The 19,241-nt window shown below is 71.6% G+C and carries 19 protein-coding genes; 17 read left to right on the plus strand and 2 right to left on the minus strand.

Translation table 11 applies throughout. The features are described 5' to 3' along the window. Positions 1-224 precede the first annotated feature (224 nt). The 7 genes from ACZ61E_RS20010 to ACZ61E_RS20040 are packed head-to-tail and all read left to right on the plus strand — an operon-like array spanning position 225 to position 8,834. On the plus strand, positions 225-1,136 hold the full coding sequence (locus ACZ61E_RS20010; protein ID WP_469701104.1) for a conjugal transfer protein: 912 nt from the start codon (positions 225-227) through the stop codon (positions 1,134-1,136). Further along, positions 1,133-1,453: a hypothetical protein gene (locus ACZ61E_RS20015; RefSeq protein WP_383835994.1), complete on the plus strand. Its 321-nt coding sequence runs from the start codon at positions 1,133-1,135 to the stop codon at positions 1,451-1,453. Before ACZ61E_RS20010 ends, ACZ61E_RS20015 begins: the two co-directional genes overlap by 4 nt. Beyond that, positions 1,450-1,998 carry a hypothetical protein gene (locus tag ACZ61E_RS20020; protein ID WP_469701105.1) on the plus strand — a complete coding sequence of 183 codons (549 nt, stop codon included), beginning with the start codon at positions 1,450-1,452 and terminating at the stop codon, positions 1,996-1,998. The genes ACZ61E_RS20015 and ACZ61E_RS20020 overlap by 4 nt, the downstream gene beginning before the upstream one ends. Next, a complete protein-coding gene (locus ACZ61E_RS20025) occupies positions 1,995-4,691 on the plus strand; it encodes an ATP-binding protein (protein ID WP_469701107.1) in 2,697 nt (898 codons plus the stop codon). The genes ACZ61E_RS20020 and ACZ61E_RS20025 overlap by 4 nt, the downstream gene beginning before the upstream one ends. After that, positions 4,688-5,026, plus strand: coding sequence for a hypothetical protein (locus ACZ61E_RS20030; protein WP_469701108.1), 339 nt, complete (start codon positions 4,688-4,690; stop codon positions 5,024-5,026). Before ACZ61E_RS20025 ends, ACZ61E_RS20030 begins: the two co-directional genes overlap by 4 nt. Next, entirely contained in the window at positions 5,023-7,692 is a 2,670-nt protein-coding gene (locus ACZ61E_RS20035; protein ID WP_469701110.1) for a hypothetical protein, read from the plus strand. The genes ACZ61E_RS20030 and ACZ61E_RS20035 overlap by 4 nt, the downstream gene beginning before the upstream one ends. Further along, the gene (locus ACZ61E_RS20040) at positions 7,689-8,834 is read left to right on the plus strand and encodes a C40 family peptidase (RefSeq protein WP_469701112.1); all 1,146 of its coding nucleotides are present in this window, start codon (positions 7,689-7,691) and stop codon (positions 8,832-8,834) included. Before ACZ61E_RS20035 ends, ACZ61E_RS20040 begins: the two co-directional genes overlap by 4 nt. A gap of 47 nt (positions 8,835-8,881) precedes the next feature. Here the strand turns inward: ACZ61E_RS20040 and ACZ61E_RS20045 are convergent, their stop codons facing one another. Further along, positions 8,882-9,532 (minus strand): hypothetical protein, encoded by a 651-nt coding sequence (locus tag ACZ61E_RS20045; protein WP_469701113.1) that lies wholly within the window; start codon positions 9,530-9,532, stop codon positions 8,882-8,884. Positions 9,533-9,645: 113 nt separating this feature from the next. Between ACZ61E_RS20045 and ACZ61E_RS20050 the strand changes: the two genes are divergently transcribed. From ACZ61E_RS20050 to ACZ61E_RS20075, 6 genes are read left to right on the plus strand one after another with little or no spacing between them, the layout of a single operon-like run. Further along, a complete protein-coding gene (locus ACZ61E_RS20050) occupies positions 9,646-10,308 on the plus strand; it encodes a hypothetical protein (RefSeq protein ID WP_469701115.1) in 663 nt (220 codons plus the stop codon). 8 nt (positions 10,309-10,316) lie between these two features. After that, positions 10,317-12,890, plus strand: coding sequence for an ATP/GTP-binding protein (locus tag ACZ61E_RS20055; RefSeq protein ID WP_469701116.1), 2,574 nt, complete (start codon positions 10,317-10,319; stop codon positions 12,888-12,890). After that, positions 12,887-13,810: a replication-relaxation family protein gene (locus ACZ61E_RS20060; RefSeq protein WP_469701118.1), complete on the plus strand. Its 924-nt coding sequence runs from the start codon at positions 12,887-12,889 to the stop codon at positions 13,808-13,810. The genes ACZ61E_RS20055 and ACZ61E_RS20060 overlap by 4 nt, the downstream gene beginning before the upstream one ends. Next, positions 13,807-14,388: an XF1762 family protein gene (locus ACZ61E_RS20065; RefSeq protein WP_469701119.1), complete on the plus strand. Its 582-nt coding sequence runs from the start codon at positions 13,807-13,809 to the stop codon at positions 14,386-14,388. The genes ACZ61E_RS20060 and ACZ61E_RS20065 overlap by 4 nt, the downstream gene beginning before the upstream one ends. A gap of 50 nt (positions 14,389-14,438) precedes the next feature. Next, on the plus strand, positions 14,439-14,657 hold the full coding sequence (locus ACZ61E_RS20070; RefSeq protein WP_469701121.1) for a hypothetical protein: 219 nt from the start codon (positions 14,439-14,441) through the stop codon (positions 14,655-14,657). A 29-nt stretch (positions 14,658-14,686) separates the two neighbouring features. Then, the gene (locus tag ACZ61E_RS20075; protein ID WP_469701123.1) at positions 14,687-15,058 is read left to right on the plus strand and encodes a hypothetical protein; all 372 of its coding nucleotides are present in this window, start codon (positions 14,687-14,689) and stop codon (positions 15,056-15,058) included. A 169-nt stretch (positions 15,059-15,227) separates the two neighbouring features. Here the strand turns inward: ACZ61E_RS20075 and ACZ61E_RS20080 are convergent, their stop codons facing one another. Further along, a complete protein-coding gene (locus tag ACZ61E_RS20080) occupies positions 15,228-15,839 on the minus strand; it encodes a hypothetical protein (RefSeq protein WP_469701125.1) in 612 nt (203 codons plus the stop codon). A gap of 629 nt (positions 15,840-16,468) precedes the next feature. Between ACZ61E_RS20080 and ACZ61E_RS20085 the strand changes: the two genes are divergently transcribed. The 4 genes from ACZ61E_RS20085 to ACZ61E_RS20100 all read left to right on the plus strand — a co-directional run bounded on the left by ACZ61E_RS20085 (position 16,469) and on the right by ACZ61E_RS20100 (position 19,238). After that, entirely contained in the window at positions 16,469-16,882 is a 414-nt protein-coding gene (locus tag ACZ61E_RS20085) for a hypothetical protein (RefSeq protein ID WP_469701127.1), read from the plus strand. Positions 16,883-17,029: 147 nt separating this feature from the next. After that, entirely contained in the window at positions 17,030-17,647 is a 618-nt protein-coding gene (locus tag ACZ61E_RS20090) for a hypothetical protein (RefSeq protein WP_469701128.1), read from the plus strand. Continuing rightward, entirely contained in the window at positions 17,602-18,492 is an 891-nt protein-coding gene (locus ACZ61E_RS20095) for an ATP/GTP-binding protein (RefSeq protein ID WP_469701129.1), read from the plus strand. The genes ACZ61E_RS20090 and ACZ61E_RS20095 overlap by 46 nt, the downstream gene beginning before the upstream one ends. A gap of 62 nt (positions 18,493-18,554) precedes the next feature. Beyond that, positions 18,555-19,238: an SAF domain-containing protein gene (locus ACZ61E_RS20100; protein WP_469701130.1), complete on the plus strand. Its 684-nt coding sequence runs from the start codon at positions 18,555-18,557 to the stop codon at positions 19,236-19,238. Positions 19,239-19,241: the final 3 nt, after the last annotated feature.

The following is a 19,241-nucleotide window of genomic DNA, read 5'->3' on the forward strand; positions in this document are numbered from 1 at the left end:
GGGGAGCTTGACCCGCGGCCGGGACGGTGTGTCCCCGTCGCGGGCCGCTTGGTCGGGGTGGCTGTGGTGGTGGTGGTTGTTTGTGGGGTCAGGCACCCCCCCCCCCCCGACCACGGGTTTGTCGCCGTTTCGTGATCCTGGTCGGGTCTTCGTGGTCACTGTGGTGGTCGGGGTCGTCAGGTTGTCTCCAGGCAGGAACTTTCCTCCTGACCTGGGAGTCTGTGATGTCTGTCGATCGACAGGTGCCCGACGGCGATCCCCCTGTGATGGCTGCCGGTGCTCAGTTGGAGCGGATGCGCCGCCGAGTCCGGCTGGGGCGCTGGGGCGTCTGGGTAGCTCTCGCGGCCGGTCCCGTCGCTCTGGCCGTGGCCGTTGCGTCGCCGCCGAGCGTGGTGGAGGCGGCCGTGGCGAAGCCGGCGCCGACGGCGCGGACCGAAGTGGCCGCCGACCCGTCCGGGTATGCCGCGCAGTTCGTGGCCGCCTGGTTGCGTGGCCGATCCGACGCGGCGGACAGCGCGTCCGCGCGGGTGGCGCAGTCGATGGCGCCGTCGGTGGAACTGCCGAAACCGGTCACGGTCATGCCGGCCGTGGCGCATGTGACGGCGGTGCGCAGCGCGGAGCGCGGGAGTGGCCGGTGGTCGGTGACGGTGGCCGCCCAGTACGCGGCGTCGGTGCGGTACTTCGCCGTGCCGGTGGCCGCCGGGCGGGATGGTGGTTCGTTCGCGGTGGTGGAGGCTCCGGCGGAGGTGGCCGCGCCCCGGCGGGCAGAGGCGGAGGCGTCTGCGTTCTCGGTGGCCGTGCCCGCCGGCAGTGCGCTGGCGTCGACGGTCGGGGAGTTCCTCGCGGCGTATCTCGCGGGCCGGGATGAGGTCGGCCGGTATCTGGCTCCCGGGGTTCGGCTGTCGCCGGTCGCCGGTGGGTCGTTCACCGACGTCGAGGTCGGTGAGGTGCGCGCGGTCGAGGAGGACGGAGGCGCCGAGTCGGTGCCGGCGGACGGCACGGCCGTACGGGTGCTGGTGCGTGTGGAAGCCGCCGATCGGGCCGCGAGGTGGCCGATGGCGTACGAGCTGACGCTGTCGGTGCGCTCGGCGCGGTGGGAGATCCGCTCCCTGGACTCCGGGGCAGGTGCGTCGTGAACAGCGTCAGTCACCTGGTCCTGGCGGGGAAGCTCGACGTCCTGGGCGATTCGTGGATCGCGATGCTCACCGACTGGGGAACCCGCGGTTTCAAAGCGGCGCTGATCATCCTCGTCGTCTACGTCATGGTCACGAAGTTCAGCTTGAAGGCGGGGATCGCCGCCCTGCTGCTGATGGCGGTCGCGCTCGGTATCTACGAGTCGCGCAACACCCTCGCCGCCATGTTCACCGACGAGATCAACAACCCCAGCCAGGGCGCCCCAGCCCCTTTGAGGCCCGGCCCTGACGGGGGCGTTGATCCGGGGGCGGGGCAGTGAGCGCGGGCGCGGCACCGCGGGTCGGGCGGTTCTACACCTCCGCGCGCCGTCACCCGTGGGTGCTGGGGAAGCTCGCCGACTGGAAGATTCCGCTCGGCCCCTACACACCGGCGCAGATCACGGTCGCGGTCGTCGGCGGGCTGGTGCTGATCAAGACCGTGTCGTGGTGGACGTGGATGGGGCCGGTCCCGCTGGTGGCGTGGGTCGGGGCGATCTGGGCGGTGCGCCGCCCGCGGATCGGTGGACGTGCGCCGCTGCTCGCCGCTGCCGGGGTGCTGTCCCGCGCGTGGCAGCCGGCCGGTGGCCGGATCGGCGGCCGCCCGGCGAGGGACCGGCAGCCCCGCCCACTTCACGGCGGCTTCGTGATCGAGGAGTTCACCGCCCCGGAGCCCGGTCCCGGCCGGACCCGGCCGCGCAGCACGGGGGCGACGAGACGACCACGGCCGGCCGGTGTCGAACGCCCGCCGCAGGACCCCGTGAACAGGGGGCCCGTGTCGGCGGTGCAACTGCTGCTGGCCCGTACGGAGGAGGGGAGCCGGTCATGAGGGTACCGATCCGTCATATCGCCGGACATCTGGTGTGGTCGACGCACGGCAGTGTGTGGGCGCTCTACCGGCTGCACCCGGGCCCGGACAAGAACGGCCGGGCCGAGGAAACCATCCAGGGCACCTACGTGCCCGGGCCGGTCCGCGACGAGCTGCTGGGGCAGATCACCCACCTGGTGCGTTCCCTGTCGGGGGCGCCGCGACTGATCGGGCTGTGCGCCCAGGTCGACCCGGGTGAGATCGCCTGGCGGATGCTGGAGGGCATCGACCCGGCCGACAGCAGGCCCCGCGTCGGTGAGCACCCGTGGGCGGAGAACGTCGAGGCGGCTCTGGACCTGCTGGAGACCCAGGAGATGCACCGCCGCACCCTGTGGCTGGCCGTGCCGCTCCAGAGCGAACGCACCGGACTTCAGCTCACCGCCGCCGGCGGCGCCCTGTGGGCGGAGGTGTCCGACTGGCTGGGACTGCGCCCCTCGGTGGTGTCCCGCGAGGAGGTCACGCACTACCGCGAGCAGGCCGCGGGCATCGAGGCCGAACTGGCCGGAGGAACCGCGCTGCGGCCGGCCCGTCCGGCGGAGATCGTGTGGATGGTCCAGCACGCGCTGCACCGCGGGCTGGCCGAACCGCTCCTCACCGAGGCCGAGTCGAGCGAGTTGTACGGCGGCCGGCTGGAGGGGAAGGTCCTGCGGTCGCCGAGCTACGCCGACCTCGGCCAGGTCCGGCTCCAGGAAGGCGGCGCCGACCTCACCGCCGAGGATACGGACGCGGCGAAGCCGGCCTCGAAGGGCGGGCACGGCGGGTGGTGGCGCCAGGGTGCGGCTTCCCCGCTGGCACGGCGCTGGCTCCAGGTGGAGAGCGAGAGCGGGTGCGGCTATCAGGCGCATCTCGCGCTCGCGGAGTGTCCGCCGGCGGTGAGCCAGGACGCGGCGGACCTGTTCGCGCAGCTGGAGCTCCTGTCGTTTCCCGTCGACTACGTCGTGGATCTGACGATCGTGCCGTCGGAGACGGCGAAGGCGCAGGTGCAGCGGAAGAAGAACGAGCTGGTCGACCAGGCCGACCAGTACGGTGCGCGGCCCACCGGCATGCCGGTCTCGGTCCCGGAGGCGGTGCAGGACCTGGGGGAGCTCGATGCGAGGCTGTCGCGGACCTCCGTCGAGGTCGAGGTGCAGTCGGTGACGGTCCTGTCGGTGTGGGGGCCGACCGCCGCGGTGTGTGACGCGCGGGCCCGCGCGCTGACGTCGCTGCTGGGCGGAGCGGACTACCGGGCGGTGCGGCCCACCGGCAAGCAGGAGGCGTTGTTCGCGCTGGGGCTGCCGGGGACCGTACGGGCGCCGGCGGTGCGGGAGTTCACCCAGCACCAGGTGTCCGAGGACTGGTCGATGTCCGGGGCGTTCACGCTCAGCGAGGTCGGGGACCCGACCGGGATGCTCCTGGGGATCGACATCGACGCCGGTACGAGCCGCCCGGTGCTGGTCAACGTCGCCGACGCGCCGAAGCAGGACGCGTCCGCGTCGCTGGGCGTCGTCGGTGACCTGGGCTCGGGCAAGAGCGTGCTGGAGAAGCTCGTCACCCAGGCCGTCGTCGACCGTGGCGGGCGGGCGATCTGCATCGACCGCACCCCCGTGCGGGAGTGGGCGGCGTTCGCCGAGTCGGCGGCCCCCGGGCGCTGCCAGGTCATCGACGCCGCCGAGGCGTCGTTGTCGATCGACCCGCTGCGCCTGTTCGACGGGCCGGAGGGGCGGCACTACGCGCTGAGCTACCTGACGCTGCAACTGGGCATCGGGCCGATGAGCACGATGGGCGAGGTGCTGCATCACGCGGTCGAGCAGGCCGCCGCCGGACCGGATCCGTCGATGCACCAGGTGGTCGAGGTCCTGGGCGCGATGGGAGGCAGCGAGCGCGGGAAGCGGCAGGATGCGGCCGCGACACTGGCCGGGCTGCTGCGGGTGGTGCAGGGCAACCGCCTGGCCCGCATGGTGTTCGACCCGGATCTGCCGCCGGTGAGGCTGGACGACGCCACAGCCGACATGATCGTGATCACGACGACCGGGCTGAAACTGCCGCCGAAAGCGGCGTTCACCCAGCCGGAAGTCCTGCGCCAGCAGCCGCTGGAGGCGCTGATCGGCCGCGCGATGCTCTATCTCATCGCCGCGATCGCCCGGCAGCAGGCGTTCACCGACCCCAGCCGGTTCTGCGCCGTGGTCACCGACGAGCTGTACTGGCTCACCGACTCCGCCGAGGGCACCGCCCTGGTCCACGAGATCCTCCACGACGGACGCAAGCACGGTTCCGGGCTGTTCGCCGGGGCGCACGACGCCGAGGAACTCGGGCCGGACCGCGGGCTGATGGCCTACCGGCTCCTGGCCCGGACGACGGACCGCGAACGCGCCGCCCGGGGGCTGGAGTTCATCGGCCTGGATTCCACCGACGCCGAACTCATACGCATGGTCACCACCGGTCTCTCCCCGATCGGTCAGCGCGACCGCGCCGGCGAGATGCTCCTGACCTGCCCCCGGCAGAACACCGGCCGCGTCAAGGTCATCATCCCCGGTGTCCCGCGGATCGCCCGGCGCATCACCACCACCCCGGGCCGCACCGGCCGCCCCTCCCCCAGTGCTCCGGCAGCGGACGAGGCAGCTGACCGGCTGCGCAAAGCCCCCGGCGGGCAGCGCAGCAAGGCGGTGGCACCATGACCGTCCAGTTCACGCGCGATCGTCTCGTCGCCGCGGCCGTGGCCGGAGTCCTCGTGTGCGCCGTGACGTCCGTCGTTCTTCTCGCCGTGCACGGGCTGCCCGACGCGTGGTGGCCGCGGATCGGCGACGTGTTCGACCCGGTCGGCACCACCGGGCCGCCGTGCGAGCGGACTTCCGCCCCGTACGGGCCCTTTCCCGCCCGTACGGAAGAGCGGGAGGCGGGCATCGCCTCCGTGCTGAGCCGCCCGGCCGGTGGCCTGAGCCTGTGGCAGGCGCTGCCGGCTGTCGGCGCGCTGGTGTTCATCGCCGTGCACACCGTGAGGGGGCGGCGATGACCTTGCGCCGGCTGGACCGTGGCACGCTGCGCGCCGCCTTGTTCGTGGGGGTGCTCACCGTGGTGTTCCTGACCGTCAACACCAGTGTGGCGGTCGCGGCGGAGAAGGCCGGAGAGACGGGCGATCTCCTGGCCCCGCTGAACGTCGCCTCGTCCGAAGGGGCGCCGGTCAACGGGTACGAGCTGTCCGCGGACAGCGGATCGGTCGTCGACTTCCAGTCCCAGGCCCTGTCCATGGCGCTGGGCGGGCTGTTCGTGATCGTGCGGATCCTGGTCGGGCTGGGCTGCTGGGCGGTCGAGGTCGCCTTCCGTTTCCCTCTGATCGACATCCTCGCCGGACCCGCGCAGCAGGTGTCCGACGCCTACACCGAGACCGTCGTCAACCAGCTCGGCCTCAAGGGCCTAATGCTGTCGTGGGCGTTCGTCTTCGGGCTGGTGCTGTTCGTGCGCGGGAAGATCGGCCAGGGCCTCGGGGAGATCGTCCTCACGCTGCTGATCGCGGCGTTCGCCGCCTCCGCGTTCGTACGTCCCGACTACCTGCTCTCCGACCAGGGGCCGCTCGTCCAGAGTCAGCAGGCCGCGGCGGAGGTCGCCCAGACGACGGTCAGCTCCTACCACTGGGGCGGCACGGTCTCCAGCGGCGGGCCGTGCGCGGGCATGGCCGGCAACGCGGAGGCCGCCTGTGTGGAGCGGGAGGCCGAACAGCCCGTCGAGGCCGCCGATGTCGCCAAGCCCATCCAGGACTCCGTCACCAACGCGGTGATCGTCAAGCCGTACATGCTGCTCCAGTACGGGCGCACGCTCGACCCCGGGAAACCGGCCGACCGCAAGGCGTACGCGCTGCACCTGAAGTGGGTGTCGGGCGGATACAAGCCCAGCCCGCAGGACAGGGAGGAAGACGGATGCCCGGGGCTGATCGGGCCCGCCGACGATTTCTGCCGCGAGGGATCCGACACGGATACCGAGGTGCCGGACCTCACCTCGGGCAGTGACCTGCTGGACAGCGCCACCCCCGTACTGAGCAGCGAGGATCAGCAGTTCGCCGCGTTCCTCAAGGACCTGGAAGGCGCGGGCCCGGTCGGGAAGGCGAGCGCCGAGTACGCGAAGGACGCGACCTGGTGGCGGGTCGGCGGGGCTGCCCTGCTGCTGATCGCCGCTCTGATGATCTGCGGGATGCTGCTGTCGGCGGCGGTCGTGCTGCTGGTGACCCAGGCGGCCGACGCCGCCGCCGCAGCGGCCGGGGTCATCGTGTTCGTGTGGGGCATGCTGCCCGGTCCCAACCGTCAGGCGGTGTGGAAGTGGGCGGCGTTCTTCGCCATCTCCATCCTGAGCATGTTCGTGATCTGCATGTTCCTGCCGTTCTTCGGTATCGCCATCGACGCGGTCCTCACCGACGGCCCGGACCTGATGGTCGAGCGGATCCTGCTCCTCGACGTGATGGCGCTCGTGGGCCTGGCGTTCCAGCGGCGACTGCTGACCGCGATGACGTCCTTCGGGCAGCGGATGGCCGTACGGATGCGCTACTCGAAGATCGGCGGCACGCACCTTCCCGGTGACTCCTCCGAGATCGGCGCCGCTCTCGCGATGAACCTGCCCGGCGCCGGTGGTGGCGGCATGCGCGGATCCGGCGGCGGCCACGGCATGCTCGGAACCCGGGACCGCCTCATGGGGTACCTCGCCTCGATGGCCGACGGTGCGGGCATGCCCCTGGACACCGGCCGTCTGATGGCCGACGCCGGCGCGGAGGCCTCGCGCGGGCTGGCGCCGCTGGGAGTCGCCGCGGTCGGTGCCATGGCGGGGGTGCGGGGCTCGTACTCGCTGCTCGTGGGACGGCGGCCCGACGAGCAGGTGCTGGACCGGCTGCGCAAGCCAGCCGACGACCCGGACGCCACGGGGCAGGGCATGGCCGCAGCGGGGCAGGGCGGCGGGCGTCCCAAGGGGCCGGCCGACCGGTATCGCGACGAGGACGGCCGCGTCGTGAACCCCGACTCCGGGGAGGTCCTTCACGACCAAAGCGTGGACCGTCCGCTGCTGTCCACCCGCGCCCACAACCGGCTGGTGAGGCTGCGGGGTTACCGCATCGCCCACCGCGGCGGGCGGATCGCGTACGGCTCCACGGTCGGACTGCCGGAAAACGTACGGCGCGGCAAGAAGGCAGCTTCCCGCTACAGCCAGGACACCCGGCAGCAGCTCCGGGTCTGGGGCAACACGGTCCGCGAGGACACCCGTAAGTGGACCGGCCGCGGGCAGTCCTCGCGCCGTATCTCACCCACGGGACGCCCACCGGCCGGGCCAGGAGGAGGTGGTCCTCGTCCAGGGCCGCCTCCTGGACCACGGGGTCCGGGGCCGGGCCCGGGTGCTGGGCCGCGTCCCGCCGGCGGTGGTGGGCCGGTCATGCCTCCCCGGCCCGCCGGGCCGCCGCCGCCCACGGCCCCTCCCCCGTCCGTCGGCCCGTCGAATCCGGTCGGCCCGCCGAAGCCCACGGCACCGCCGCCGCCACCTCACGCACCCGCGCCCGCGCCCAGGGCCCGCACGGCTGCGGAACTGCGCCAGCGGGTGATCAACCAGCTGGGAGCGGGGGATTCAGCCGACGCGCGTCGCCGAGCCGCGGACTCCCACCTGCCCGGCGGCCCGCGTAACGGCGGACCCGACTGGGACGGCTCATGAACCGCCGGGTGGCGAAGTGGGGATGCGCCGGTGTGCTGCTGTTCCTGGCCGCAGCGTGCTGCGCGGCGCCGCTGTCGGGAACCGTCGGGGCGATGGCCGTGCTCACCGCAGCACAGGAAGACACCAGCGGCGGGGAGTTCACCGGGGGCAGCAGCGCGGACATTCCCCCGCGGATGCTGGCCGCGTACAAGAAGGCCGCCCGGCTCATCGGGAAAGAGTCGCCGAAGTGCCGGGGGATGCGCTGGCCGGTCCTCGCCGGGATCGCGAGGGTCGAGTCGCAGCACGCGGCCGGCCGCGCCGTCAGTGAGGACGGCGACATACGGCCGCGGATCTACGGGGTGCTCCTCAACGGCTCCGGCGCGGGCGGGAACACCACCGTGTTCCCCGACACCGACAACGGCCGGTGGGACGACACCGCGACCGGAGAACGGGCCGTCGGCCCCTTCCAGTTCCTGCCCTCCACCTGGGACAGCAACGGGCGCGACGCGAACGGCGACAAGAGCGCCGACCCGCACAACGCCGATGACGCCGCCCTCGGTGCCGCGGTCTACCTGTGCGGCCGCGGGCGGAACCTCGCCGAGCGCGACCAGCTGGAGAAGGCGGTCTTTCAGTACAACCGGTCGACCGCCTACGTCGCCAACGTGACCGGGTGGATCGACCAGTACAGCGCCGACGCGAACAGCGGTACCGGAGTCAACGCCACCGGCAAGGCCCGGAAGGTCATCGACGCCGCGCTCGCGCAGCGCGGCCAGCCGTACTCGTGGGGCGGCGGCAACGCCAGCGGGCCCAGCCGCGGAATCTGCTGCACCCCGAGCGGGAAGTCCGGCACGGGCATCACCGGGTTCGACTGCTCGGGGCTGACGATGTACGCGTACGCGCGGGCCGGGATCCGGCTGCCGCGTACGGCCGACCGGCAGGCCGGCATGGGCAAGCGGATACCGGCTGCGGCGGGCACGTCCGCGCTGCGCCCGGGAGACCTGGTGTTCTTCGGCTACCTGCCCGGCAATGACCACTCGATCTACCACGTCGGGATCTACCTCGGCGGCGGGAAGATGATCAACGCTGCCCGGCCGGGGACCCGGGTCCGTATCGACCCGGTGACGGCGATGTCCGGCTACGCGGGTGGGGCGAGGCTGCTGTGACCCCTGCATCAACGACGCCCGGTCGACGGGGTGTTCGTGGCTCTAAGTCATGGCGCCTCGATGTCGGTGGACGCGACCTGGATCGCGAGGACGAAGTGACGGCTGGCCACCAGGCACGCCTCCGCGGCCGTACTCGGGTCCTGTTCTCTCTGCGCCTGGCGCAGCGCGAGCAGCCCGGACAGCACGGCCGTGTCGGTGGCCTCGTCGAGGATCTCGTCGACGGTGAGTTCCCCCGACGCCGCCCGTTCACAGGCCCGGTCGATGGCATGGTGCGGATCGTCGAGCAGGTCGATGAGGAAGTCGGCGCCGGCGCCCAGGCCCTCCATTGCGGCGTGCTGGGCTGCGGAGAAGATGGTGTCGCCGTATGCGGGATCGGCCGTGATCTGCTCGGCCTCGGCGGCCGCGCACCGTGCGGCGAAGGTCCGGTCGCGGTCCTTTTCCTCTGCGGCGACGGCGGCGGGCCAGCGGACGTCGTCCTCGGCGCCTGCGGCTTCCAGCCGGGTGCTCGCGGACAGGGCGAGGGCGGCGAAGGGCCACACGCTGACGGGCACGTCACGTTGCTCGGGCGGGGCGGTGGCGATCGGCCCGTACACCGAGCCGGCGGCAGCGGCGCAGTCACCGATCACGTGGGTGAGGGTGGCGATCAGCCGTGCGTTTCGGCGGCGCCGCGCGGGGAGTTGGAGGTTCGTCGCACTCATACAGGGATTGTGCCGCAACCCCTGTCTACTTTTGTCGTGTTCGAGTGTTTCGCCTGGATCGCACGAGAGTTCCCCCCGCTGTCACGGGGCGGCGCCGAGAGCGGGCGGCCGCGATGACGCGAGCACCCCGACGCGTCTCCTGCAAGACGTCGCGCGTACCGAAACCACCACGGCCGCTGCGGGCTCCGTGGCTGCTCGGTGCGCTGGCCGTGCTCTGCGCGTGGGCCGGGTACCTGCTGCTGGCCGGAGCGGACGGCCCCGTGCTGCCCGGCCGACCGGCGGCCGCACCGCCGACGGCGCCACGCACCACGGGACCGCCGCTGCCCACCGGCGCTTCCCCGGCCGGGACCGGTCACCCCGCGCCCTCAGCGACGTCCACCCCTGCTGTGGTGCCGCCGGCCGGTCAGGGACCCGACGAAGACCCGTACATCCAGCGGCTTCTGGAAGAGGAGTGGCCCGCCGACCTCCCCGCCGTCGACGAGCGGCAGCTGACCGACCTCGGGACCGCGCTGCTGCGCGCCGACGCGACCGGCACAGGCCGCTCCCGGTTCCCCGACCAGTTCCCCCAACACGGAGCGACGGCACCGGCGTTCAGCCGCTTCCGGATCCAGGCCGTCGTCGCACGCCGCGACGAGAACACCTCCGGCAGGGCGGTGGTGCACCTGGTGTGGGCGGGCGCCGACCGGGGCGGCACCTACGCCGACAACCGGATCACCGATCTGCATTTCACCCGTACCCAGGCGAAAGGAAACCTGACGTGGACTCCCCTGCGCTGAGCCGGCCAATGGCCGCACCCGACGTCGTCGACGTCTTCACCGGACTCTTCGACGTGGCCCGGTGGCTGACCGATCACTGGTATCTGCCGCTGGTCATCGGCGGGCCGGTGTGGCCACTGGCGGCGTTCCTGCTGAGCCACCTGTCAGCCCTGGCGTCCCGTCAGCGCATGGCGCTGGAACTGGTCCCTGTGCGGACCTTCGACCCGAGCCCGGAGGAGATCTTCCGCCAGGGCGTGCAGCTCGCCCGCGCCTCCACGTCCATGCCCTGGTGGGCGCCGCGCCGGACCAAGGCCGTACGGATCCGGCTGCGCGCGGACGGCACCTCCGCTCTGACCTATCGCATCGAGGGGCCGGCGGGCGGTCAGCGGCTGTTGTCGATGACGCCGTTCGGTCCCGGGGTCCGTGTCCGGAAGGCCGCCGCGATCTCAGATAAGCCCCGCCGCCACGAGGTGCGTGCGGAGTTCCTCATGCGCGGCCAGCCCGTCGAGTCTCTGCGGGATGTCCCGCTGGAACCGGACCCGCTGCAACCGCTGGTCGACGCCGTGTCCGACCTCCGGGCGGATGTGGGAGACCTCGCCGAGGTCCTCGTCGACATCCAGCGCGCCCCCAAATGGGCTCTGCGCGCCCGCCGTGCGCACATCATGGCCAACGCCCGCAGGCGTGAGCGGCGCGAGTCGCAGCGGGCCGCCGGCTGGGTGCGGCGCGACGCCGCCGCGGTCGACGACTCCTTCACCAGCCACCTGAGGTCGGTCGCGACAGGTCGTGAGACGAGCGGGAAGCGGATGGTGATGCCGCCGGTGCCGCAGCGTGTCGACCGGGAGCAGGCACTGGGCAAGCTCTCCAGCGACGACCAGTTGGTGAGGGTGCAGATCCTGGTCATGTGCGCGTCCGACATGGAAGGCCGGGCGGAGGCGCGGCTCTCCCAGGTCCAGGCGGGACTCGATGTGTTCGGCGGGCGGGCACGTCTGGCGATGCGGGGGCTGCGGCTCGGGCCGTGGCGGCTGGGCGCGGACCGGTGGCCCTCACGTCGCGGATTCGAGCGCCGTTGGCAGCTGGGCCACTGCCAGGCACCGGCGCAGAACTGGGTGCGGCTGGAGGAGCTGACGGGTTTCCTGAAGCCGCCGACGCGCCACTGCCGTCTGCCGCTGATGGCCGGTGACTTGCCGACGTACCAGTTCAAGAACCCGGCGCTGCTGCTCCAGGGCATCTACCGGGGTCCGGACGGCAGGGAGCGTCTGGTGGCCACCCATGCGAAGGAGACGCTGTTCGAGCTGGGGATGGGCAAGGCCGGCGGAGGAAAGACGGAGCGTGCTCTCGCGCAGGCCATCGGTGTCGCCCATGCGGGCGGCGGGCTGCTGTTCATGGACCCGCACCGCGACTCGTGGCCGCGCGCTGCCCGCTTCCTCGCCCACGCGGACCTGATGGACCGGATCGCGCTGGTCGACCTGAACGGCGGCGGTCCCAACTCGGCGGTCAGTTCGTGGAATCCGATCGGAATGCATCACGGTCAGTCCGCGCACGAGGTGGTGGAGGCCACGCTCGACGGGTTCGCCACCGCTCTGGGGTGGGACGACACGTCGGCGCCGCGTGCGATCGCGATCTTCGGCGCGGCCCTGCGCGTGCTGGTGGCCGTCAACCAGCGGGCGTGTCTGGTCGGCCAACCACAGGCGCAGGCCACGCTGTTCCAGGTGCGTCCGCTGCTCCAGGACCCGGTCTTCCGCGCCGGCGCCCTGCTCACGGCCGGGGACCTCCTGGACGAGGACACCTTGTCCTGGTGGCAGGGGATCTTCCTGACGCTGCCCGCCGACGCGTTCGGTGTGGTGCTCAACCCGATCGCCCGGCTGGCCGTGAACCCCGTCAGCCGCGCCTTCCTCGGACGTCCCGACGGTGTGTACAACATCCGGGCCGCGATGGACCGCCAGATGGTCGTGTGGGTGTGCACGGCGGGCAACGGTCCCACCGACCGTCTCCTGACGGCGCTCCTGGCCCGCGACCTGCTGCGCGCGGGCCGCTCGCGCCGTGACACCCCGGAGGGCCAGCGTGCGGAGTTCCGGGTCTATTTCGACGAGCTGATCACCCTGACCGGCGCGGCCCCCGAGACGATCGCCGCGATGTTCGAGGACTTCCGCAAGTACAGGATTCGCGTCCACGGGATGACGCAGCTGCTGCCGCGGCTGCCTGGCGCGGTGCGGATGTCGTTGACGCAGAACGCGTCCACGCTCGCCACGACCGCCGGGTCCCACGCCGCAGTGGAGACCATCACCGCCGAATGGGGCCACAACCCGAGCGCCGACCAGGTCATGGCACTCGACCGGTACGAGCACTACATCTCCCTGACGATCCACGGGCGCCGGGTGGGACCGGTCCGTATCACCGGCCCCTACCTCGACCGGGTCTTCGCCAAGCAGGCCACCTCCCCGGCCGACGTACAGGCCCTCGAACGCTCCGCGCGCCGGGTCGCCGACGCGCTTCCGCTCACCCAACTCACCAGCATCGCCGCCACCCAACTCGACCGTGTCAGAACCTTCGTGAACGCTCAGCCCGCCGCCGCCTCCGGCCAGGACGAGAGGGACTACCAGTGACCGACAGCCGCCTGATACCGCCGCATCCGACACGGTTCGCGCCCGGCGCGCCGGACCCCTTGCGCCACCAGCTTCTCGCCACACTCGCCCAGCACCGGATGGCCACCACCGAGCAGCTGCGCCTGCTGCTGCGCCCCCACGCGACGCGGCAGGCCGTCTCCGGAGTCCTCCAGTGCCTCTACCGGCAGGAGTTGGCCGCCTACACGCAGATGCCCGACGGCCGGACCCGGGCCTGGTACCTGACATCCGACGGTGCGCGCATCACCCGGGACCTGCCCGCGCAGCGCGGCCGGCCGCCCTACCCGATCACCTCGACGAACGCCGCTTCGCCGAAGACGTCCCACACCCTGGCCTCGGTGCGGGCACACCTGACGTTCGTCGCCGACGCCCGCCGGCGGGACGACGAGCACAGCCACCTGGACTGGACACCGGAGGTCTTCCACCAGATCGGTGAGGGCGAGCGGCTCATCGCGGACGCGGTCATGCACTACACGGTCAATCCGGACGGACAGCGCACGAAACTGCGGGCATTCGTCGAGATCGACCGCGCCACCAGCAGTTCCGAGCGCCTGGCGGCGAAGCTGATCGCCTACGCCCGGTTCCGCTACTACGAGCCCATCCCGGTCGGCCGACGGCGCACCGGCAACCACCAGGCCGTCACGATCGATTCGTGGCAGCGCTGGTATCCCGCTTTCCCCCGGATCCTGTTCATCCTGACCGGAGCCGCTCCCCGCACCCTGACGCACCGGATCCAGGATCTGCGGGCGATGGTGCGCGAGCACCCGGCGGTCGCCGCCTTGGCCCGCGACGTCGCGCTCGGCGCCGCGGTCCTGGAGGACCTGGAGGATCAAGGACCGTCCGGGCAGGTGTGGACACCGCTGGCCGCCGACGGGCCCTCACGCTCCTGGATGGACCTGTGAACGCCGCACGGCACGCCGGGTCCGGCCGAGAAGCCTGCGGACGGCTGCATCTGGTGCCCGTCCGGTCGAAGCGGGCAAAGGAGTTCGTGCGGCAGTGGCACCGGCACCACCCGCCGCCCGCCGGGCAGATCTTCGCCGTCGGCGCCGAAGACCAGGACGGGACGCTGCGGGCGGTCGCGATCGTCGGGCGGCCCGTCGCCCGCCTGCTGGACGACGGCAGGACCCTTGAGGTCACGCGCACATGCAGCGACGGGGTGCGCAATGCCAACTCGCTGCTGTACGGGGCGGCGTGGCGGGCGGCGAAGGCTCTCGGTTACACGCGCCTGATCACGTACACACAGGAAGGGGAGAGCGGTGCCAGCCTGCGCGGAGCCGGATGGCAGGTGGTAGCGCAGTTACGGGCCCGCAGAGGGTGGGACTGTCCCGCGCGCCCCCGCCCCTCAACGGGGGCCGAGAACGTCGCCCGGCTCCGCTGGGAAGCGCCGGAGAATCCCGGGGGCGGCGGCGTGTCAAGGACTCGTCGTCGTAAGCAGAGAGGTGCTCAGGAAGCGGTCGTTCGTAAATCCGAGCGGCGCTGAGCGCCAGGAGGCAGCTCCTGCTCAAGGTTGGTGTACGCGCCGCCGCGGTCATGCACTACACGGTGAATCCGGACGGGCAGCGCACGAAACTGCGGGCATTCGTCGAGATCGACCGCGCCATGAGCAGTTCCGAGCGCCTGGCGGCGAAGCTGATCGCCTACGCCCGGTTCCGCTACTACGAGCCCATTCCGGTCGGCCGACGGCGCACCTGTCGGAGCGCGCCGCAGATTGCAGTACCGCAGCGCAGATTTCAGTACGTTCTTCAGTGACGCACCGATGACTTCAGTGAGGCACCACCGTGGCAGATCCGAAGCAGACGAACCCCGTCCTGCGGTTCGAACCCGTCGATGACCCGCTGGCGACCCTCGCCCTTCGTCAGCTGACGGAACGCGCCTGGGTGTCGTACGGCATCGCCCTGCACTACCAGGCCGAGGATGACGAAGCGGCAGCAACCACGGAGGCCATGAGCCACGCCCTACAGTCGGTGTCGCCTGGATTCGCTGCTGCTGCCCTGCTGCGCATCGCCAGCGACCCCCGCCTGGGCCTCACGGACGAGCAGTTTCTCTATCTTCACGAGCGGGCCGCCGAGTTGGACCTGTCTGTGGTCGAGGACCTGACCGGCGCCAACAGCGAGGGCACTGAAACCCTTACTGCGGTGGGCACTCCGTGAGCCACCGCACGGAAGATTTCAGTGCCCAGGTCACAGCCGCGCCGACTGAAATCCTCGCTGCCGCCCGGCAGCATCGGCAACCACCAGACCGTCACGATCGATTCGCGGCAGCGCTGGTGTCCCGCTTTTCCCAGGATCCTGTTCATCCTGACCGGAGCCGCTCCCCGCGCTACCAGGCTTCCGGCCCCGGCCACTCATCCGACCACCATCCGGTGAGGGTGGCAGGTCGCCCGCCGACGGAGGCACGAGTACGGACCAGCCAGGTTTCTCCATGATCGTCGCGGGCGGTCCGCATGACCTTGGAACGGTCCAGGACCATGCCGCAGCGGCCGGGGGCTGAGCCGTCGTCAGGCTCGCCTCGGAAGAGATATCCCAGCACTCGAAGGTGCCCACGCATCAAGCCATGACGGTGGTACTCCGCATCAAGGGTCCTGGTGATCCCCTTGAAAGTGATGGTGAGCAGCCGGGGCTCGGGGACTTTGGCCGTCTGCTCGCAGGGGCAGGGGTCAGAGTACGGGGTCCCGTCCGCGTGCGCAGGATGGGATGCCTGGTGCCAGAGGGCGCTAGCGCATACGCGTGCGGCGTGGCAGGGACAGTGAGGGCAGTCCTCGGCGACGCGGGCCCATACCTGTTCGTCGCCGGCGTCGTCGACAGGTACATAGCTGTAGGTGGTCGGGGCGTCTGGCCGCTCGGCTGCCCGGCGAAGGGCGGCGGTGTACTTCTCGCCCTCGCGCGCGGCGGCATGTGCCTTCTTCGCGGCGGTCGACTGCTTCTTCGTCATGACGTACTCCTCGGACCAGGCGGTCCCCACGCTCCCGCCGGCCGCATACGTCAGGGCCGGTGTGCTGAACGGGACATCAATTCCACGGGCCCCAGGAGACCTTGACCGACAACTTCCGAGGGCGTGGGCCCGGACAGCGGCGAACGGCGCACGCGACTTGCCGTGCCTCTCACGATAACGATGAGCGCTGACAGTCAAGCCCCCTCCGTAAGGCGGCACCCTGCTGTCGCGGGTCCATGTCTCCCGCAGAGGTGAATGTACCTGGTGCCGGAGGGCTGCCCGCAGTGTGCGGGGCTCGGGCTCGACCGCTTTCACCGAAGGCGAATGGCCGGGGCGCGATCCTCGCGCTGAGATCCGTTTTCAGGGCGGCGGCACGTCACTTGGAGGAGTGGTCGACGGTCGGACCCAGCGACAGAATCAGATGATTTTTCCGTTCCCTGGTTATTCGATCCACTCGGTTTCGCCGGGAGATTCGAAGAATTTTCCGGGATAGAAGCTCCCATAACAGCACCTATCGACCCGGCCGGATTGAAAAGTATTGATATTGCATTCGCAAATCCCTAGTGTCGTTTTGAGGTACGCAGAAAACGGCCAATCACCCACCCCTGCCCAAAGGTTGTGATACCTCCATGCCGAAAACCCATGGTCTTCCACAGCGCGCGCCCGGCGGCCCCGCTGCGGCGTCCAGGCACGACGGCCCGCCCGTCGATCCCAGCGTGCCCGCCGGACCGTGGCCGCCCTGCACCACCGGCGCGCGCCGGTTCGGCACCCTGATCCGGCTCACCGGTCCCTTCACGGACACCGACCTCGCCGAACTGCGCGGCGCGCTCTCGGGGCGCCCGGTCACCCGCACCGGTCAGTCCATGACGGTGTGGCCCGCGGGCACCGGCAGCGCCGTGGCGTACGACGACGGGATGGTCTCGCTGCGCGGCGTCTTCGACGAAGTCGACCTGGGCGCCCTGCGGGCCGCCTACCCCGGCCGGCAGCTGGACGTCGACGGTGACGCCGTGACGCTGCGTCCCCCGGACGGTCAGGGGCCATGAACCCGGCGCCCGCGGGATGTCTGCCCGCGAACGTAGCCTGGCCGCTGTCGGGGCGAACTCCCCTGTGCCGCACGGCACTTCGGGGACCTCGCTCCCGGCGGCCGGGCCCTCGCCGGGGTGCGGCAGACGATCCGTACTGGAGGAGCAGTGACACAGGTGACAGCGTCGTCGGTAGACCGTACGGGCCGTGCCCGGGGCGCCTCGCGGGCGGCCGGGGCCGCAGTGGGCGTGACGCTCGCGATGGTGCTGGGCGGCTGCGGGGGCAGTGGCGAGGAGCCGGCAGACGAGGCCAGGGCGAAGGCGTCCCCGGCGGCCTCGGCCGCGACGCCGCCGTCGGCGAGCGCGGACCCGGCGGCCGGCGAGAAGACCCGGGTGCTCCAGGCCTACGACGGGTACTGGGCGGCGGTCGTCAAGGCGTACGCGAAGGCGGACACCAAGGGCACCGGCCTGAAGAAGTACACCGAACTGGACGCGCTGAGCCGGGTTGAGCTCGACGTGGAGCGCATGAAGGACGCGGACACCAGCCAGCGCGGCAAGCCCGGCCACAAGGTGAGCGAGCCCGTGCTCGCGCTGGAGAAGGACATCCCCACGGCCACGCTCACCGACTGCCTGGACATCTCGGGGTGGAAGTCCGTCAGAGACGGCAAGACCGTGCCGTTCCCGGACGGTCAGGAACCCCGGTATCTGACCACCGTTGCGGCGGAAAAATGGGAGGACCGATGGCTGATCACGAAGGTCACGCCGCACGGCGACCGGGCCTGCTGAGGCGCAGGACGGCCGTCGCAGTCGCTGCGTCGCTCACGATCGTGGCCGCGCCCGCCGCTCGGGCCGACGACGACCCGGTGGTGGGCGGGGACTGCCCCGGCGCGTCGCAGTTCGTCACCGCGTGCGCGCAGACACCGCCCGGCGCAGGCGGCGCGCGGAGCGGGTCCGGTACGGCTCCCGGTGGGAGCGGCAAGCGGACCCCGGCGCCGAAGTGCACCGTCGAGAAGATCGAACCTCCGCCCCCGGCGATCCACTTGGGGTGGAAGGGCCACAAGCCGGGTGACGGCGCGGTGTACCGGATTTTCTGCCCGGAGACGTTCCGGGTCGGCACGTTCTGGGCGCAGGACGAGCCGGAGGCCGAACTGGTCGACCCGGCGGTCCTCGCGCAGCAGGCCGTGGACCGGATGAAGCTGACCGGCCCCGACATCATCATCAGCCCGCGGCCCGGCGGCCGGGGCCTGGTGGGCATGCCCGTGTGGCTGGCGGCCGGGCAGTCCCCGACCACGTACGGGCCCACCTCGGCGAGCGCGAGCGCCGGCGGGGTGACGGTGAACGTCAGCGCCAAGGTGTCCCGGATCGTGTGGGACATGGGCGACGGCACCACCGTGACGTGTGAGGGGCCCGGCAAGCCGTACAAGAAGGCCTACGGGCTGGCCCGTTCTCAGTGCGGGCACGTCTACACCCGCCCGTCGCCGGGCGAGGGCGGTTTCAGCGTGACGGCGACCGCGACGTGGGACGTGGACTGGGAAGTCACCGGCCCGGGAGGGGCGAGCGGAGAGCTGGATCAGGTGCGCGAGTCCCAGGTCGCGGTGGACGTCGTCGAGTCGCAGGCCGTCAACTCCTGACCCCCGCTCCTGTTGTCCCCCAGCCCGTCCGGTTCCTTCCCTCCGAGAGAGGTGATCCTGCGTTGTCGACCTCCGCTCCCCTCGCGCCGCTGCCCGAGCGCTCCACCCGGCAACCCGATCTCGACGTCAGCAGCGGGGTGCGCAAGCCGCCCCGCAGGTGGTCGCCGTTCGTCCTGTGCGTCCTGCTCGCCCTGGTCGGGGCGCTCGTCGGGTCCGTGGTGGTGACCCGTGCCGGGGACCGCACCAGCGTCCTGGCCGTGGCGCGGGACGTTCCCGCCGGCCAGAGGATCACCGGTGCGGATCTGGTGAGCGTGTCCTTCGCGCAGGACCCTGCTCTGTCGCCCGTGCCCGCGGGGCAGCGCGCGAGCATGGTCGGCCGCCGTGCCGTGGTCGATCTGCGCGAGGGCAGTCTGCTCACCCGCTCGCAGGTGACCGGCAACGCGCTCGGGGATGACCGGCAGCTCGTCGGTGTGGAGCTCAAGCGCGGCCAGGTGCCGCGGGAGGCCCTGAGTGCCGGGGACCGGGTGCTGGCCGTGATCCTGCCCGCCGAGGGCGCACCGAGCGGCAAGCGCTCCTCGGCGGAACCGGCGGAGCCGGGGATTGATGCCGTGGTGGTGTCCGTCGGTCCGGCGGACGGTACCGGTGCGGTGACGGTGAATCTCGCGGTCGGCGAGGGCGACGGGCCCGTTCTGGCGGTGAAGGCGGCGGTCAAGCAGGTCGCCCTCGTACGGCAGCCGAGGAGCTGAGCC

Source organism: Streptomyces sp. NPDC104581 (genome assembly GCF_055583685.1).

Excerpts from the sequence above, each read along its gene's own strand:
- ACZ61E_RS20010 (WP_469701104.1), top strand. The coding sequence starts at position 225 with ATGTCTGTCGATCGACAGGTGCCCGACGGCGATCCCCCTGTGATGGCT.
- ACZ61E_RS20025 (WP_469701107.1), top strand. The coding sequence starts at position 1,995 with ATGAGGGTACCGATCCGTCATATCGCCGGACATCTGGTGTGGTCGACG.
- ACZ61E_RS20030 (WP_469701108.1), top strand. The coding sequence starts at position 4,688 with ATGACCGTCCAGTTCACGCGCGATCGTCTCGTCGCCGCGGCCGTGGCC.
- ACZ61E_RS20035 (WP_469701110.1), top strand. The coding sequence starts at position 5,023 with ATGACCTTGCGCCGGCTGGACCGTGGCACGCTGCGCGCCGCCTTGTTC.
- ACZ61E_RS20040 (WP_469701112.1), top strand. The coding sequence starts at position 7,689 with ATGAACCGCCGGGTGGCGAAGTGGGGATGCGCCGGTGTGCTGCTGTTC.
- ACZ61E_RS20045 (WP_469701113.1), bottom strand. The coding sequence starts at position 9,532 with ATGAGTGCGACGAACCTCCAACTCCCCGCGCGGCGCCGCCGAAACGCA.
- ACZ61E_RS20050 (WP_469701115.1), top strand. The coding sequence starts at position 9,646 with ATGACGCGAGCACCCCGACGCGTCTCCTGCAAGACGTCGCGCGTACCG.
- ACZ61E_RS20055 (WP_469701116.1), top strand. The coding sequence starts at position 10,317 with ATGGCCGCACCCGACGTCGTCGACGTCTTCACCGGACTCTTCGACGTG.
- ACZ61E_RS20070 (WP_469701121.1), top strand. The coding sequence starts at position 14,439 with ATGCACTACACGGTGAATCCGGACGGGCAGCGCACGAAACTGCGGGCA.
- ACZ61E_RS20080 (WP_469701125.1), bottom strand. The coding sequence starts at position 15,839 with ATGACGAAGAAGCAGTCGACCGCCGCGAAGAAGGCACATGCCGCCGCG.
- ACZ61E_RS20085 (WP_469701127.1), top strand. The coding sequence starts at position 16,469 with ATGCCGAAAACCCATGGTCTTCCACAGCGCGCGCCCGGCGGCCCCGCT.
- ACZ61E_RS20095 (WP_469701129.1), top strand. The coding sequence starts at position 17,602 with ATGGCTGATCACGAAGGTCACGCCGCACGGCGACCGGGCCTGCTGAGG.